Source organism: Streptomyces aurantiacus JA 4570 (assembly GCF_000414115.1).
In the GTDB taxonomy this organism is placed as follows: Bacteria; Actinomycetota; Actinomycetes; order Streptomycetales; family Streptomycetaceae; genus Streptomyces; species Streptomyces aurantiacus_A.
The window spans coordinates 1-16,507 of the sequence record NZ_AOPZ01000057.1 but is presented as its reverse complement, the minus strand read 5'-3'; the positions used below and the strand labels follow the sequence as shown (position 1 = coordinate 16,507).

The following is a 16,507-nucleotide window of genomic DNA, read 5'->3' as shown; positions in this document are numbered from 1 at the left end:
CGCGTGCCCACCGGCCATCGCAAGCAGGAGTGCAGTTGAACCGCAGCCGCAGCTCGCGAGGGCGCGGCCCCCGCGGGCGCCGCGCGCTCGCCACGGCCGTCTTCGCGCTGGCCGCGGCCGCGCTCGCCGCGGGCTGCGGCGACCCGGGCGACCTGCGGGGCGCGGGCTCGACGCCGACAGCGGTCGGCCCCACCCGGCTGTGGCCGGACCTGCCGCCCGCGTCCTCACCGCTCGGTGACTACGGGACGGCGGACACCGAGGAGGTCAAGGGCGTGCCGGTGCCCGGAGGCGACCTGCGCAAGGTGAACCCGGTCGACATCGTGCGGGCGCAGGCCGCCGCACACCCCGACGACTACTCAGGGCCCTCCGCGCTCTACAAGGAGACCGCGGACGCCCTGAAGAACTGCGGCAAGAAGAACGAGGCCAAGGAGTGCCCCGTCCTCAAGGCGTACTACCGCGATTTCACCGGCGACGGCAAGGACGACGTGGTCATCGGCATCCGCATGCCCGAGGAGCAGCTGGCCATCCGCGTCTACGCGATGGAGAAGGGGCACCTGACCCAGATCATGGGCACGTCCGACGCGGTGCTCGGCATCGAGCTCGCCGGGCGCGATCTGGTGCTGCGCGCGGTCTCCGACATCCCGGGCTACGAGTACCGCACGGCCTGGTCCTGGGACCGGCACCAGCGCGCGATGCTGCCGACGCGCGACGAGTTCCTGCGTTCCTCGGACGCGCCCCGGCCCAAGGGCGGCCGCAGCCCGCTGCCCCAGCCGACCGAGGGCCCCCGCCTGGAGGGCCCGAGCCCGGGCGCGCGGCCGAGCTCCGAGGAATCCGTGGACGGCGGGGACTCCGGAGGCACCGGGGACTCTGCGGACTCCAGCGGCTCCGGCGGCTCCACCGGCGAGGGCTCATGACGGGCGACGGCGCGGCTCCCCGCCGCCCGCGGCTGCCGCTGCGCCTGCCCGCCTGGACCGCGACGCTGACCTGGAAGGCCGCGGTGTTCATCACCGTGATGTGCTGCGCGCTCGCGGCGCTGCTCGGCATACTCGTGCACGTCGCGGTGACCAACCAGACCGTGGGCCAGGCCCGCGACCGCGCCCTGACCCGGCTCGACGACGCCACCAAGCAGTACGAGGCGGGCGGCAGGCTCGACCCCGGCGCGGGCATCGACCCGCCAGGGCTGCCCGGGGCGCTGCGCGACCTCGCGGTCGGCGGGGAGCGCGGCACGATGGTCGGCGACCGCGACGACCGGCCGACGGTCTGGGCCGCGGGGCCCGCGGACGGCGGGCGCGCCATCGCCGTCCAGGTGGACTACGCGCAGGGCGCCCGCACCATCGACGGCCTCGACCGCGCGATCCTCGGCTCGTCGGTGCTCGCCATCGGGGCGACGCTGCTCGTCGGCTCGTTCGCGGTGACGCGCGTGACGCGGCGCCTGCACCAGACGGCCCGGGTCGCGCGGCGCATCAGCGTCGGCGACCTCGACGCCCGCGTGAACGACCCGCGCACGCGGGACGCCGACCGCCATCAGGACGAGGTGGCCACGGTGTCCGGCGCCCTGGACACCATGGCGTCGTCGCTGCAGGGCAAGCTCCTGAGCGAGCAGCGGTTCACCGCCGACGTCGCGCACGAGCTGCGGACGCCGCTGACCGGCCTGCACGCCGCCGCCGAACTGCTGCCGCCGGGCCGCCCCACCGAGCTGGTCCAGGACCGCGTCGCCGCGCTGCGCACGCTCACCGAGGACCTCCTGGAGATCTCCCGCCTCGACTCGCGCAGCGAACGCGTCGACGTCGACGCGGTCCGCCTCGCTCCACTGGCCGAGCGGGTCGTACGGGCTTCGGGGGCCGACGTGGAGCTGCGGATCGTACGGGACATCGTGGTCGACACGGACGGGCGGCGCCTGGAGCGGGTGCTCGGGAATCTCGTCGGGAACGCCCTCAAGCACGGGGCTCCGCCGGTGTCCTTGACGGTGGACGGGCCCGTGATCACCGTGCGGGACCACGGGCCGGGCTTCCCCGACTACCTCGTGGAGCACGGGCCGCAGCGCTTTCGTACGGAGGGTACGACCAAGGGCCACGGGCTCGGGCTCACCATTGCGCTGGGGCAGGCCCAGGTGGTGGGGGCGCGCCTTGAGTTCGCCAACGCGGACGGCTCCGCCGGGGCGGTGGCGGTCCTCACGCTTCCGTACGAAGACGCCGCGGGCGCCGTGGGCGAGGACTGCTGACCGGAACCGTTTCCGGCGAACGGGCGGGCGACATAACCGGACATTAGGCTCGCCGCTTGCTACGTTCCGGGCATGACCGGAACCGCAGCGGAGCCCACGCCCGTCCCCGCTGTCCGTGTCCCCCGGCGCCGCGGCACCGAGCTCGCGCTGCTCGTCGTCGCCGTCCTGCTCCCGGTGTACGGCTACTGCGACGTGGGCCTGGCGCGCGACGGCTCCGTCCCGCCCGGCGCCGCCGGTTACGGCGCGGGGCTCGGGGTGCTCGCGCTGCTCGCCCATCTGGCGGTGCGGCTGCGCGCCCCGTACGCCGATCCGCTGCTCCTGCCGATCGCCGTGCTCCTCAACGGCCTCGGCCTGGTGCTGATCTACCGGCTCGACCTGGAGACGCCCGGCGACCACGCGGCGCCCACGCAGCTCGTCTGGTCGACGGTCGGCGTCGCCCTCTTCATCGGCGTCGTGTTCTTCCTGCGCGACCACCGCGTGCTCCAGCGGTACGCGTATCTGTCCGTGGTCACGGCGCTCGTCCTGATGATCGTGCCGATCTTCTTCCCCGCGGTGAACGGCGCCCGCATCTGGATCCGGATCGGCGGATTCTCCATCCAGCCCGGCGAGTTCGCGAAGATCCTGCTCGCCGTCTTCTTCGCCAGCTACCTCGCGGCCAACCGCAACGCCCTCGCGTACACGGGCCGCACGGTGTGGAAGTTCAAGCGGCTGCAACTGCCCACAGGGCGGGTGCTCGGGCCGATCGTGGCGATCTGGCTGCTGAGCGTGGGAGTCCTCGTGCTGGAGCGTGACCTCGGCACCTCGCTGCTGTTCTTCGGGCTGTTCGTGATCCTCCTGTACGTCGCCACCGGCCGCACCGGCTGGATCGCCGTCGGGCTGCTGCTCGCGGCGGTCGGGGCGTTCGCCGTCGGTTCGCTGGAGCCGCACGTGCACAGCCGGGTGCAGGACTGGCTGCACCCGTTCGCGTCCATCGACGCGGGCGAGGGGCCGAACCAGCTCGCCCAGTCGCTGTTCGCGTTCGCGGCCGGCGGGCTGCTCGGCACCGGCCTCGGGGACGGGCACTCCATCCTCATCGGCTTCGCCGCGAAGTCGGACTTCATCCTGGCGACGGCCGGCGAGGAGCTGGGGCTCACCGGGCTCACCGCGATCTTCCTGCTGTACGCGCTTCTCGTGGAGCGCGGCTACCGGGCCGGGCTCGCCCTGCGTGACCCGTTCGGGCGGCTGCTCGCGATCGGGCTCGCGTCGATCGTGGCGCTCCAGGTGTTCGTGATCGCGGGCGGGGTGACGGGGCTCATCCCGCTGACCGGGATGGCCATGCCGTTCCTGGCGCAGGGCGGTTCGTCCGTCGTGACCAACTGGATCATCGTGGCGCTGCTCATCCGGGTGAGCGATTCGGCGCGCGCCCAGCCTCTTCCCCGGGAGCGGGCGTGACCAAGTACATCCGCCGGGCCGCCGCGTTCTGCGCGCTGCTCCTGGTGGCGCTGCTGGTCAACGCCAGCCGCGTCCAGGTCGTCGACTCGGGGACGTACGACGACAATCCCGCCAACCGCCGCCAGGCCATCACCCGCTTCGACCAGCCGCGCGGCGACATCCTGGTGGACGGCCGGGCCGTCACCGGCTCCCGGGACACCGGCGAGCAGCTCCGCCACGAACGGACGTACCGCAACGGCCCGTTGTACGCCCCGGTGACCGGCTTCGCCTCGCAGGTGTACGGCACCACGTTCCTGGAGCACGCCGAGGACGACGTCCTCTCCGGCACCGACCCCATGCTCGCCCCCCTGCCCCTGTGGAACGACATCACCCGCGCCCAGAACCCCGGCGGCAAGGTCGTCACCACCATCAAGGCGGCCGTGCAGCAGGCCGCCCACGCCGGTCTCGGCGGCAAGAAGGGCGCCGTGGCCGCGCTCGACCCGGCCACCGGCGAGGTCCTGGCCCTGGTCTCCACACCCTCGTACGACCCCGAACGCCTCTCCGGCACCAGCACCGCCGTCACCGACGCCTGGGCCGAGCTGAACGCCGACCCCGACAAGCCGATGCTCAACCGCGCGCTCAGCCAGACCTATCCGCCGGGCTCCACGTTCAAGGTGGTGACGGCGGCCGCCGCGCTCGATGCGGGCGGGATCGACGACCTGGACGCGCCGACGGAGTCCCCCGACCCGTACACCCTGCCCGGCACCTCGACCAGCCTGGCCAACGAGGTCGAGGGGTGCGCGGACGCGAGCCTGCGGTACGCCTTCCAGTGGTCCTGCAACACCGTCTTCGCCAAGCTGGGCGTCGACACGGGGCAGGACGCCCTGGCGGGCACCGCGAAGAAGTTCGGCTTCGACACCCCGGGCCTGAAGATCCCCTCGCCGGTGGCCACCAGCACCTTCGACACCTCCATGGACGACGCCCAGCTCGCCCTGTCCGCCATCGGCCAGTACGACACCCGCGCCACGCCCCTGCAGATGGCGATGGTCTCGGCGGCGGTCGCGGGCGGCGGCTCGGTCAAGGCGCCCCACCTGGTGGACCGGACGACCACCGACGACGGCGACACCGTCGCGTCGAGCGGCACCGAGACCCTCCGGCAGGCGATGAATCCGGGCACGGCGGTGCAGTTGCGCGAGCTGATGACGGACGTCGTCGAGGAGGGCACCGGCGCCAACGCGGCGATCGACGGCGTGACCGTCGGCGGCAAGACGGGCACCGCCCAGCACGGCATCGGCAACACGGGCACTCCGTACGCCTGGTTCATCGCCTGGGCCCAGAAGCCGGGCGACGCCGAGGCGTCGGTGGCGGTCGCCGTCGTCGTCGAGGACGCGGCGGCGGACCGCTCGGACATCAGCGGGGGCGGGAGCGCGGCGCCGATCGCGAAGGCCGTGATGGAGGCGGCGCTCAGCGGCGGTTGAGCGTGGTGAGGTCGATGTCGATGCCGAATGGGACCGTCAGCTTGAGTCGATCATGGTAGATGCCGGTCGTGGCGTACGACTTCGTGGCGGGGTCGAGTTCATAGACGTACACCACGGGCAGACCCCCGTTCTCCTCCACCCGCCAGAAGTGGCGAATGCCCGCGGCAGCGTATTTGCGGGGTTTGGTGTCCCGGTCGCGCTGCCGGGAATCAGGGGAGACCACCTCGATCGCGAGGAGCACGTCCGCCGGGAGGAGCCGAGTCCCACGAGGGCCGGTGTCGGAGTCGGCGAGAACGACCAGGACGTCGGGCTCCAGCCGATTGTGCTCGTCGAGCGTGACGGTGAACTCCCGGAAGACAGCAAGGTCGCCCGGCGCCTGGCCCATCAGGGCTTGCTCGAACAGCCGCAGCGTGAGCATGTGAAACTCAGCCTGTGGACTCACGACGACAAGGCTCCCGTCGATCAGCTCCGTGTGCGGAGGGAGATTCGGGAGCCGGTCGAGATCGTCCGCTGTCCAGCCGTCCACTGGCGGACGAACCCATTCGCACTGCTCGTACTGGCCGTCCAGCTCGTCATCGCGTGCGGCGCTCATGCGTGCTCCCATGGGGCAGACCATGCCTGGTACGCCCAGCCTACCCAGCGGGAACGCCGAACCGCCCGCCCATCGAGTGGCCGCCGCGCGCCGCGTTGACCTCAGTCCGCAGCCCCGCCCGCGGCGATCGCGTCTGCCACCTCCGCCACCCGCTCGCCCTCCTCGGCAGCAAAGCGCTCGGCGTCCAGCTTCTCCGCGATCTCCTCGTCCTGCGCCATCAGCAGGTCGAGGTTGGAGTCGCCCATCTCGAACACGCCCATGTCCACGTACGCCTGCTGGAGCCGCTTGCCCCACAGGCCGATGTCCTTGACGCAGGGCACGATGCGGCTGAACAGCAACTGCCGGAAGAGCTGGAGGTATTCGGAGCGCTCGCTGCACTCCTCGGCCTCCTTCAGCGGGATGCCGAAGTTGGTGAGGACCTCGACGCCGCGCAGCCGGTCGCGCATCAAGTAGCAGCCCTCGATGACGAATTCCTCGCGTTCGCGCAGCTCGGCGTCGGTGAGCTGCTTGTAGTAGTCGCGCAGCGCCATCCGCCCGAAGGCCACGTGCCGGGCCTCGTCCTGCATGACGTACGCGAGGATCTGCTTGGGCAGCGGCTTGTCGGTGGTGTCGCGGATCATGCCGAAGGCGGCCAGGGCGAGACCCTCGATGAGGACCTGCATGCCCAGGTAGGGCATGTCCCAGCGGGAGTCGCGCAGGGTGTCGCCGAGCAGCGCCTGGAGGTTGTCGTTGACCGGGTAGAGCATGCCGATCTTCTCGTGCAGGAAGCGGCCGTAGATCTCCGCGTGCCGGGCCTCGTCCATGGTCTGGGTGGCGGAGTAGAACTTCGCGTCCAGGTCCGGCACCGACTCCACGATGCGCGCCGCGCACACCATCGCGCCCTGCTCGCCGTGCAGGAACTGGCTGAACTGCCAGGAGGCGTAGTGCTTGCGCAGCTCGCCGCGCTCGGCCGCGTTCATCCGGTCCCAGTGCCGGGTGCCGTAGATCGACATGGCCTCGTCGGGGGTGCCGAGCGGGTCGAGGGGGTCGACCTCCAAGTCCCAGTCGATGCGCTTGGACCCGTCCCACTGCTTGTCCTTGCCCTTTTGGTAGAGGTTGAGCAGGCGCTCGCGGCCCTCGTCGTATTCCCAGCTGAAGCGGGCGGCGCCGGTGGCGGGCACCTGCCAGGCGAGGGGGTCCCGGTCGGGGGCGCCCTGGTCGTGACCGGCCTTGACGTACAGATCGCGCGTAGACACTGACGGCTCCTCGCGAGTCTCGGCGGCCCCCGCTGCCGCGCAACCGCCGCACAGGGGTGGCTTCTTGGCAGGCTCACACGGTGGTAGATGCCGGGTCAACAAGTCGTGCGCAAGGGATTGACGGCCTTGCTGACAAGCAGTCTCATAAGAGGTGACCGCCGGTAACCCGTTCAGACGCCAGGAGACACGATGACGACCGTGACCGAAGACACCGAGCTCTCAGGTCTCCGGGACGCGCTCGGCCTGCTCAAGGACCGGGAACAGGTGGCTCTGCGACTGCTCGAGTCCTCCGCCAGGCACTCCTTCGACCCGGACAAGGAGCTCGACTGGGACGCGCCCGTCGAGGACGGCAAGTGGTTCTGGCCGCCGGAGCTCGTCTCGCTCTACGACACCCCGCTGTGGAAGCGGATGTCCGAGGAACAGCGCATGGACCTCGCCCGGCACGAGGCGGCCTCGCTCGCCTCGCTCGGCATCTGGTTCGAGATCATCCTCATGCAGCTCCTCGTGCGGCACATCTACGACAAGTCCGTGACCAGCGCGCATGTGCGGTACGCGCTCACGGAGATCGCCGACGAGTGCCGCCACTCGATGATGTTCGCCCGCATGATCCAGAAGGGCGGGGCGCCCACGTACCCCGTCACGAAGCTCAACCACAACCTCGCCCGCATCCTCAAGACGGTCTCCACCACCCCCGGCTCCTTCGCCTGCACCCTGCTCGGCGAGGAGATCCTCGACTGGATGCAGCGCCTGACGTTCCCCGACGAGCGCGTGCAGACCATCGTGCGCGGCGTGACCCGCATCCACGTGGTGGAGGAGGCCCGCCATGTGCGGTACGCCCGCGAGGAGTTGCGGCGCCAGATGGTGACCGCGCCGCGCTGGGAGCGCGAACTGACCCGGATCAGCAGCGGCGAGGCCGCCCGCGTCTTCTCCATCGCCTTCGTCAACCCGCAGGTCTACACCGACGTCGGCCTCGACCGCCGCGAGGCCCTGGCCCAGGTCAAGGCGAGCGGCCACCGCCGCGAGGTCATGCAGACCGGCGCCAAGCGCCTGACGGACTTCCTGGACGACATCGGGGTGATGCGGGGGGTCGGGCGGCGGCTGTGGAAGTCGTCGGGGCTGCTCGCATGATCTGCCACGCCGCGGCCACGGAAAGCGACTGACGGCCACGCGGCGGAGCCGCAAATCGACACAGCCTGGACGACATCGGGGTGATGCGGGGGGTCGGGCGGCGGCTGTGGAAGTCGTCGGGGCGGCGGCGGCTGTGGAAGTCGTCGGGGCTGCTGGCGTAGGCGCCGCACACTGACTCTTCGTACGAAAACACGGTTACGCTGCGGGACATGACCTCAGCCGTCGGCCCCACCCGCGCGTACCGGCGCCTCAGCGTCGAGGAGCGCAAGAGCCAGCTGCTCGAAGCCGCCCTGACCCTCTTCGCGCACCGCGCCCCCGAGGAGGTCTCGCTCGACGACGTCGCGGAGGCCGCCGGGGTGTCGCGGCCCCTGGTGTACCGCTACTTCCCCGGCGGCAAGCAGCAGTTGTACGAAGCCGCGCTGCGCACGGCCGCCGACGATCTTGAGCAGTGCTTCGCCGAACCGCAGGACGGCCCGCTGACCCGGCGCCTGGGCCGCGCCATCGACCGCTATCTCGCCTTCGTCGACCAGCACGACGCCGGGTTCAGCGCGCTGCTCCAGGGCGGCAGCGTCATCGAGACCTCGCGCACCACCGCCATCGTCGACGGAGTGCGCCGCTCGGCCGCCGCGCACATCCTCGCCCACATGGAACTGCCCGAGCCGCCGGGGCCGCGGCTGCGGATGACCGTCCGGATGTGGATCACCGCGGTCGAGGCGGCCTCCCTGATCTGGCTCGACGAGGACAAGCAGCCGCCGCTGGACGAGCTGCGCGACTGGCTGGTCGAGCAGTTCGTGGCCCAGATCGCGGCCACGGCCGGGCGCGACCCGCAGACGGCGGCCGTGGTCCGCCGCGCGCTGGCCCTGGAGAGCGCGGACGGCCCGGTGGGCGAGCTGGCCCGGCGGGTGCTTCCGGTGGTGGCGGAGGCGGGGCATCTCCTGTGAGGAGGTGACACTGGTGCCGTGAAGAGTGAAGACACCCCCTTCGTGGGCGGGCCCCTCGACGGCCGCGTGCTCCCGGTCCTGCTCGGCCCGACCGGCCACCCGCCGAAGGTGTACCGCGTCCCGGTCCCGGACGACGCGGGCGGCGAGCCCACAGTCCTCGTGTACCGGCGGGTGCCGGCGGGCGCCGCGCGCCGGTTCGGGCTGCACCCCGGCTGGAAGTACGAGTACTCCGAGAACGGCACAGCCGGCCGCGGCGACGAGGGCGGCTTCCGGAACCTGAAGTGGCCCTGGTCGAAACCGAGCGGCGGGCGCAACCTGCCGCGCCGGGGAGACCTGGACGAGTGACCTCATTGCGCCGGGCGCCCGTCCCCGGCGGGCGGCCCGCGCGCGGGCGCCCGAAGCTCGCGGTGCGCGGCGGAAGGACCGCCCCGCACCGGGAGGTGATGACGTGTCAGGAAGGTTGCTGCGCTGGGTGTGCACCGGATCGGCGCTCTCCGCGCTGGTCACGGCCCCATTCCTGGCTCCCCTGCCACTGATCCCCGCATCCGTGGCACACGCGGCGCCCGGCCCCGGCGAACGCCCCGTGGCCCGGCTCCTGACGGACCTTCAGCGCCTGTACCGGCAGGCCGAGGAGTCGACGGAGACGTACAACGCCACCGAGGAGAAGCTGAAGGACCAGCGCCGCCGGGTCGACGGCCTCAACCGCGGCCTGGCGAAGGCCCGGGCCTCGGCCCACGACGGCAAGGGCGCCGCCGGCCGCCTGGCCCGCCAGCAGTACCAGACCGGCACCATGGAGATCTCCTCGCACGTACGCCTCCTCCTCGCCCGCGACCCGCAGGGCGCCCTCGACCAGCGTCACGTCGTCGGCCGCGCCGCCGCCGAGCGGGCCGCGGCCGTCACCCGGCTCGTCGAGGGCGAGAAGAAGGCCGACGGCCTCGCCCGGGCGGCGCGGCGCGCCCTCGCCACGCAGACGTCCCTCGCCCAGCGGCAGAAGCAGGCGCGGGACACCGTGCGTGCGCGGCTGCGGGAGGTCGAGGAGCTGCTCGCCTCGCTCTCCGCCGAGCAGGTGGCCGCGCTGGGGCGGGCCGAGGAGTCCGGCGCCGAGCGCGCCCAGCGCCGGCTCGTCGCCTCCGGGGCGCTCGGGGCGCCCGCCGGGGCGGGGCGGGCGCCGTCCGCCCGCGGGGAGCGGGCCCTGCGGTACGCCGTCAAGCAGATCGGGAAGCCGTACGCGTGGGGGGCCGAGGGGCCCTCCGCCTTCGACTGTTCCGGGCTCACCCAGCGGGCCTGGGGGGTGGCCGGGCGCGGGATCCCCCGGACCAGCCAGCAGCAGTGGGCCCGGCTGCCTCGGGTCCCCTTGCGGCAGCTGCGGCCCGGTGACCTGGTCGTGTACTTCCCGAAGGCCACGCATGTCGCGATCTACCTCGGCCGCGGCAAGGTCGTCCACGCGCCTCGGCCCGGGGCCCGGGTCAAGGTCTCCCCGCTCGCCTCGAACCCCGTCCTCGGCGCGGTACGGCCCGATCCTCGGGCCACGCCCCTCTCCGACTACCGTCCGCCGCGGTTGCCGGCGGGGGCGACGAAGGGGGCGGACCGGGGGTGGGCGGGGTAGCCCTGGCGGGGGCTCCCCGAGCCCGCCCCTTCCCGCTGCATCGATTAGCGGCTCCGCCGCGGCCGCTTCGCGGCTCGTCCTCAAACGCCGGACGGGCTGTACTGGGGCTACGCAGCCGCGGCCGCCCCCGCCACATACGCCTCCGCCAGCTCCGCCTCGTAGAAGTAGTTTTCGAAGTCCCCGGGATCGTTGAACCCGTTGGCGAAGCGGTCGGCGACGGGCTGGAGTTCACCCGCGGCACCGAGCAGGTTGAGGACATGCTCCGGCGGCGGCGACAGCATCGCGTTGGTCCACTTGGTCACATGCTGAGCCGTGCCCCAGTACCGGTCGAACGCACCCTGCATCCACTCCGCGTCGAAGGGCCGGTCCCCATGACCGACGATCGACGACAGGTAGGAAGCCGCGCACTTGGACGCGGAGTTGGACCCCTGTCCGGTGATGGGGTCGTTGGCGACGACGACGTCACCGACGCCGAGGACGAGCCCGCCCCCGGGCAGCCGCCCGACGGGCTTGCGCACGGTGGGCGCGTACCGCCCGGCCAACGTGCCACCCGCGTCGGTGAGTTCGACCTTGGTGGCGCGCGCGTACTCCCAGGGCAGGAACTTCTCCAGGAGTTCGAGGGTGAGCGCGAGGTGCTCGCCGGGGTCCTTCACGCCCTGGAAGACGTCGAGCGGCCCACCCGGGATGCCCTCCCAGAAGAGGATGTCGGCGCGGCCGGACGTGGTGAACGTCGGCATGACGAAGAGTTCGCCGACACCGGGCACCAAGTTGCAGCGCACCGCGTCGAATTCGGGGTGCTCGGGACGCGGCCCAAGCCCGTGGACGTACGCCACGGCCAGCGCCCGCTGCGGCGCGTCGAACGGCGACCGCGCGGCGTCCCGCTCGAACATCGACACCAGCTCGCCCTTGCCCGCGGCGACCAGGACGAGGTCGTACGTACGGGAGAAGTAGTCCAGGTCGGAGACCGCCGCGCCGTGGATGACGAGCTGCCCGCCGCGCTGCGCGAACGTCTCCATCCAGCCGGCCATCTTGACCCGCTGGTCGACGGACTGCGCGTAGCCGTCGAGCCTGCCGACCCAGTCGATGACGCGAGTGCCCTCTTTTGCGTCGGACGCCGTGGGTCCGGCGACCGAGACCCCCACGCCTTCGATCCTCGGGGCCTGGGACTCCCAGAAGTTCAGGCCCAGGTCACGCTCGTGCTGGAGTGCCGTGTGGAACATGCACTGCGTCGACATGACCCGGCCGGACCGGATCTCGTCCGCCGTCCGGTTGGACATCAGCGTGACCTCGTACCCCTGCGACTGGAGTCCGAGGGCGATCTGGAGGCCGGACTGACCGGCTCCGACGATGAGTATCTTGCGCATGGGCTGAAGAATCCTTCTGTCTGTTCAGTGCTACTCGCTGTTCAGTGCTACTCGGGGCTGACGTCCAGCGCGTGTCCCACCAGCGCGAGCAGCGACTCGATCGCCGAGATCCGCTGCCGCGCGTCCATGATCAGGACGGGGATGTGCGCGGGCACCGTCAGCGCCTCGCGGACGTCCTCCGCCTCGTACCGCTCGGTGCCCTCGAAGTGGTTGACGGCCACGACGTACGGAATTCCGCAGCTCTCGAAGTAGTCGAGCGCCGGGAAGCAGTCGGTGAGGCGGCGGGTGTCGGCGAGCACCACCGCGCCGATGGCGCCGCGCACGAGGTCGTCCCACATGAACCAGAAGCGCTGCTGGCCCGGCGTGCCGAAGAGGTAGAGCACCAGGTCGTCGTCCAGCGTGATGCGGCCGAAGTCCATGGCGACCGTGGTCGTGGTCTTGCCCGGCGTGGCGCTGAGGTCGTCCGTCTCCGCGCTCGCCTGCGTCATCAGCGCCTCCGTCTGGAGGGGCGTGATCTCCGAGACGGCGGTGACGAGCGTCGTCTTGCCCACACCGAAGCCGCCCGCGACGACGATCTTCGTGGCGATGGGCGCGCGCGTGCGGTCGGTCTGCCATGCCTGCAACCGCTCCTCGCCATCGAGGAGTTCGGCGGGATCGGCGGTTGTGACGTCAGGACCGGCAGTCGTGGCGTCAGAGACGGCGGAGTCCACTCAGCACCCTTTCGAGCAGTGCGCGGTTCGGCTGCCCGGGGCCGTGGCCCGTTCCGTACACGCGGATCTTTCCCTGGTCGGCGAGGTCGCTGAGCAGCACGCGGACCACACCGAGGGGCATCTTCAGGAGCGCGGAGATCTCGGCGACCGTACGCATCCGGCGGCAGATCTCGACGATGGCCCGCATCTCCGGCATCACCCGGGAGGTCAGCGGGTCGCCCTGCGCGAGCTCCCGCCGCTCCTCGGGGGCGTCCAGGGCCGGGTTCGCGGCCACGAACGTCTCGACGAGCAGGACGTGGCCGAAGCGGGTGCGGCCGCCGGTCAGCGAGTACGGGCGTACGCGCGCGGGCTTCCTGTCGCCGCCGCGCACGGGCAGCTTCGGCGCGGGCGGTTCGCGGTCGGGCCTCCCGGGCCCGCCGCTCATCACGCGTCCTCCATCGACTGGCGCAGCTCGCTGCGGAGTTCGGGGGTGAGGACGTGTCCGGCGCGGCCGACGAAGAGCGCCATGTGGTACGCGACCACCGTCATGTCGCAGTCGGGCGTCGCGTGCACGCCGAGCAGCGAGCCGTCGCTGATCGCCATCACGAAGAGGCTGCCCTCCGCCATGGCGACGACGGTCTGCTTGACCGCCCCGCCGTCCATCAGCCGGGCCGCGCCGATGGTCAGGCTGCCGAGCCCGGACACGATGGTGGCCAGGTCGGCGCTCGACCCCCGGGGCCCGGTGGGGCTCGTGGCGGGGCGGCGCTCGGCGTTGCGCGCCGGGTCGGAGGAGAGCAGCAGGAGTCCGTCGGACGAGACGACGGCGACCGAGAGGATTCCGGGGACCTCGTCGACGAGGTTCGTCAGGAGCCAGTGGAGGTTCTTGGCCTCGCTGCTGAGTCCGTACGCGAGGGGCTCGTCGGAGTCCGGCGGCGACGGGGGCCCGGGCACGGCGTCCGTGCCGGGCTCCGCCGCGGCGGGTTTCGCGGGCTTGGCGGAAGAACCGGGTGTGCGCATGGGCGCAGTCAACTGCTTGCCTCCTCGACTGGGTCCCCCGGAACATCTGCGGCACGGTGGCCTTCGCCCGTACCTGCGGCCTGCGTGGGCCCGGCCGCCTCGGCCAGTTCCGCCGCCACGTCGCGGCGGCCGCTGTTGGCCCCCTGCTGGAACCCGCCGAGCCTGCGGCGCAGTTCCTCGGCGTCCACGGCGGGCCGCGGCTTCGGCGCGGTGCTCCCGGCGGCCGCGCTGATCTTCGGGGTCCGCTTGGGGAGCCCCTTGGCGGTGAACACCGGGACGTCGGCGGCGTCGGTACCGTTGGTGGCGTCCGTGGCGCCGGTGCCGTTGGTGGGGCGCCGGTGCCGTTGGCGGCGTCCGTGGCGCCGGTGTCCGGCAGCGGCGCCTCGCCCTCCGGCAGTTCCTCCGCCGCGAGCGCCGCGTCGGGCTCCGACGGGGTCTGCGCGACCGGCTTCGGGCGGGTCTCCTGCTCCGGCCGGACCTCGTCGTCCGGCCGCGTGTGCGGCTCCGCCTCGTCCGGGTGGTCGGCCGGGACGGGCGGTGCCAGGAGTTCGAGTGTCGTCTCCGCGGCGGCGATCAGGGGGTCCCGCTCGCCCGAACGCGGCGGCAGGGCATGGGAGTTGGCCTCCGCGCGCGGCGGCAGCACATTGGAGTTGGCCTCGGCCTCCGAGCCCGGCAGGTGCACCAGCGGCGCCTCGGTGCGCGCGGCGGGCACCGTCCCGGGCGCCCCCGGGGCGGGCGGGTCGGCGAGGATGCCGCCGGGCAGCACGACGACCGCCGCGACGCCGCCCTGCTTCTGCTCACGCAGCCGCACCCGCGCCCCGTGCCGGGCGGCGAGCCGCGCCACCACGTACAGGCCGAGCCCGAGCCCGTCGCCGCTCTCCTGGTCGTACACGTCGTCGGCGTCGAAGTCCGCGAGCCGCGCGTTGAGTTCCTCCAGGCGCTCCGCGCCGACGCCGATGCCCTCGTCCTGCACGGAGAGCATCACCTCGCCGTTCTCCAGGAGCCAGCCGGACACCTCGACGGCGGCGTCGGGCGGCGAGAACGACGTGGCGTTCTCCAGGAGTTCGGCCACCAGGTGGCTGATGTCGTCGGCCGCGAACCCGGCGATGTGCGCGTGCGGCGGCAGCGCGGCGATGGCGACCCGCTCGTACCGCTCGATCTCGCTGACGGCGGCGCGTACGACGTCGACGAGCGGCACCGGGCCGGCGTGCTGGTGGCCGTGCTCGGCGCCCGCGAGGACAAGGAGGTTCTCGCTGTGGCGGCGGGTGACGGTGGCGAGGTGGTCGAGCTTGAAGAGGGTGGCGAGCCGGTCGGGGTCCTGCTCGCGCTCCTCCAGGCCCTCGATGACGGCGAGCTGCCGCTCGACGAGTCCGAGCGTGCGCAGCGCGAGGTTCACGAAGGTGCCGTGGATGCCGCTCCGCACCCGATCCAGGTGGACGGACGCCTCGGCCAGCTCGGCGCGCAGCGCGTCGCGCTCGTCGGCCATGGCCTGGCGCGCGTCGGCCATCGTCTGCCGCTTGCCGATCAGGTGCTTGCGGTCGGCCTCCAGCGTGGTGAGGCGTTCCTGGAGGGCGACGGCGTGGCCGTGCAGCGCGTTGACGGACCGTACGACCGCGGCGAACTCGTCGTCGCGGCCGGTGAAGCGCACCGGCTCCTCGGTGCCCGGCGCGGCCGCGACCCGCGCCGCGCCCAGGCGCAGCGCCGCGAGCGGCCGGGTCAGCGAGCGGGCCGTGCCCGTGCAGACGCCGACCGCGACGAGCAGCAGCACGCCGACGAGCGCGACGCGGATCTCCAGGGCGGTGACGTCGTCGTCGCGCAGCGCGCCGAGGCTCTTGGTGCGCTCGGCGGCGAGCGCGTTCTCGGCGGCGGCGAGCGCGTTCTCGGCGCCGCGCATGGCCTCGACGCGGGCGGAGAGCGCGCTGTCGAGCTTCTTCTCGTCCAGGCGCCGGTCGGCGGCGGAGAGCTTGGGCTCGTCGGTGAGGCGGTCCAGGTACTGCTCGGCCGTCGTCACGCCGTTGCCGGTGACGGTCGATTCGTACGTGGCGCGGTGCTTGGCGGGCGCGGCGTCCAGGAAGTCGGCGAGCGCGGCCAGCTCCCGCACGTGGGCCTGCTGGGCGGCGGCGCTGAGGCCGTCGCGGCGGCTGTCCTCCTCGCTGTCGCCGGTGCCGGAGTCCGTGCCGGTTCCGGTGGAGCCGGGGGCGGTCGGCAGACCGGTGACGGGGTCGACCGTGGTGCCGGTCGGCGCGGGGCGGGGCACGGCGAGCGCGGCGAGGAGCAGGCCGCGCGCGGCGCCGGCCTGGTCGACGGCGTGGTCGAGGTCGGCCAGGGCGGGGGCCCCGGAGCCCGCGCGCGGCGGGAGTCTCTCGGCGAGTTCGCGGGTCAGGCCGTGCAGTTCGGTGATGGCTTTCGCGTACGTCTTGTGGGCGTCGAGCGCGCCGGTCTTGCCGGTGAGGGCGGCTCTGCGCACGGACGGGAGGCGGGCGAGGTCGCGGCGCAGCTCGGCCGTGACGGAGGTGTTGGTGTCGGCGTCGGCGGCCGCCTCGCGCAGTTCGTCGATGCGCCGGTCGACGCGGGCGCTGCGGCTCTCCGAGAGGCCCTTGCCGTCGGGGCGCCCGGCGGCGATGTACGCGGTGACCTCGTCGCGCTCGTCGGCCAGGGAGTGACTGAGGGTGATGGCCTGCTGGGTGAGCTCGGAGAGCGTCACCAGGCTCTGCGAGTCGTTGAGTTGACCCGAGGCGCTGATGACGACGGGCGCCCCGGCCCCGGCGACGGCCGCGGCGACGACCGCGACGGCCCCTATGAGGCGGTTGCGGACGCGGGCCTTGG

The 16,507-nt window shown here is 72.7% G+C and carries 13 protein-coding genes and 2 pseudogenes; 8 read left to right on the top strand and 7 right to left on the bottom strand.

The window, feature by feature from the left end; translation table 11 throughout:
• Nucleotides 1-29 precede the first annotated feature (29 nt).
• From STRAU_RS07385 to STRAU_RS07370, 4 genes are all read left to right on the top strand, one after another.
• Entirely contained in the window at nt 30-914 is an 885-nt protein-coding gene (locus STRAU_RS07385) for a hypothetical protein (RefSeq protein ID WP_016639632.1), read from the top strand.
• Nucleotides 911-2,221: an ATP-binding protein gene (locus tag STRAU_RS07380; protein WP_016639631.1), complete on the top strand. Its 1,311-nt coding sequence runs from the start codon at nt 911-913 to the stop codon at nt 2,219-2,221. Before STRAU_RS07385 ends, STRAU_RS07380 begins: the two co-directional genes overlap by 4 nt.
• A gap of 72 nt (nt 2,222-2,293) precedes the next feature.
• Entirely contained in the window at nt 2,294-3,652 is a 1,359-nt protein-coding gene (locus tag STRAU_RS07375) for an FtsW/RodA/SpoVE family cell cycle protein (RefSeq protein WP_016639630.1), read from the top strand.
• On the top strand, nt 3,649-5,109 hold the full coding sequence (locus STRAU_RS07370) for a penicillin-binding transpeptidase domain-containing protein (RefSeq protein WP_016639629.1): 1,461 nt from the start codon (nt 3,649-3,651) through the stop codon (nt 5,107-5,109). Before STRAU_RS07375 ends, STRAU_RS07370 begins: the two co-directional genes overlap by 4 nt.
• Here STRAU_RS07370 and STRAU_RS07365 read toward each other — a convergent pair.
• Together STRAU_RS07365 and STRAU_RS07360 are read right to left on the bottom strand one after the other, a co-directional pair.
• Nucleotides 5,096-5,701, bottom strand: coding sequence for a Uma2 family endonuclease (locus STRAU_RS07365; protein ID WP_016639628.1), 606 nt, complete (start codon nt 5,699-5,701; stop codon nt 5,096-5,098). The genes STRAU_RS07370 and STRAU_RS07365 overlap by 14 nt on opposite strands.
• Nucleotides 5,702-5,802: 101 nt before the next feature.
• Nucleotides 5,803-6,936, bottom strand: coding sequence for a ferritin-like domain-containing protein (locus STRAU_RS07360; RefSeq protein WP_016639627.1), 1,134 nt, complete (start codon nt 6,934-6,936; stop codon nt 5,803-5,805).
• Between the two features lie 189 nt (nt 6,937-7,125).
• On the opposite strand from STRAU_RS07360, the gene STRAU_RS07355 reads away from it, so the two are divergent.
• The 4 genes from STRAU_RS07355 (at nt 7,126) to STRAU_RS07340 (ending at nt 10,611) form a co-directional block, all read left to right on the top strand.
• Nucleotides 7,126-8,064, top strand: a complete 939-nt coding sequence (locus STRAU_RS07355) for an AurF N-oxygenase family protein (RefSeq protein WP_016639626.1) — start codon at nt 7,126-7,128, stop codon at nt 8,062-8,064.
• A 209-nt stretch (nt 8,065-8,273) separates the two neighbouring features.
• A complete protein-coding gene (locus STRAU_RS07350) occupies nt 8,274-9,005 on the top strand; it encodes a TetR/AcrR family transcriptional regulator (protein WP_016639625.1) in 732 nt (243 codons plus the stop codon).
• An 18-nt stretch (nt 9,006-9,023) separates the two neighbouring features.
• Complete coding sequence (locus STRAU_RS07345; protein WP_016639624.1) at nt 9,024-9,350, top strand: hypothetical protein; 327 nt, start codon at nt 9,024-9,026, stop codon at nt 9,348-9,350.
• Between the two features lie 103 nt (nt 9,351-9,453).
• Nucleotides 9,454-10,611 (top strand): C40 family peptidase, encoded by a 1,158-nt coding sequence (locus STRAU_RS07340; RefSeq protein ID WP_052028986.1) that lies wholly within the window; start codon nt 9,454-9,456, stop codon nt 10,609-10,611.
• A gap of 107 nt (nt 10,612-10,718) precedes the next feature.
• Here the strand turns inward: STRAU_RS07340 and STRAU_RS07335 are convergent, their stop codons facing one another.
• From STRAU_RS07335 to STRAU_RS07315, 5 genes and pseudogenes are all read right to left on the bottom strand, one after another.
• Nucleotides 10,719-11,975, bottom strand: coding sequence for a styrene monooxygenase/indole monooxygenase family protein (locus tag STRAU_RS07335; protein ID WP_016639622.1), 1,257 nt, complete (start codon nt 11,973-11,975; stop codon nt 10,719-10,721).
• A 47-nt stretch (nt 11,976-12,022) separates the two neighbouring features.
• Complete coding sequence (locus STRAU_RS07330; RefSeq protein WP_016639621.1) at nt 12,023-12,685, bottom strand: GTP-binding protein; 663 nt, start codon at nt 12,683-12,685, stop codon at nt 12,023-12,025.
• A pseudogene (locus STRAU_RS40005) lies at nt 12,666-12,980 on the bottom strand (DUF742 domain-containing protein); the annotation flags it as partial. The pseudogene STRAU_RS40005 and the gene STRAU_RS07330, both read right to left, overlap by 20 nt.
• Before the next feature lie 128 nt (nt 12,981-13,108).
• Nucleotides 13,109-13,681 (bottom strand): roadblock/LC7 domain-containing protein, encoded by a 573-nt coding sequence (locus tag STRAU_RS40000; RefSeq protein WP_037658006.1) that lies wholly within the window; start codon nt 13,679-13,681, stop codon nt 13,109-13,111.
• A gap of 817 nt (nt 13,682-14,498) precedes the next feature.
• Nucleotides 14,499-16,385, bottom strand: a pseudogene (locus tag STRAU_RS07315) (sensor histidine kinase); the annotation flags it as partial.
• Nucleotides 16,386-16,507 lie beyond the last annotated feature (122 nt).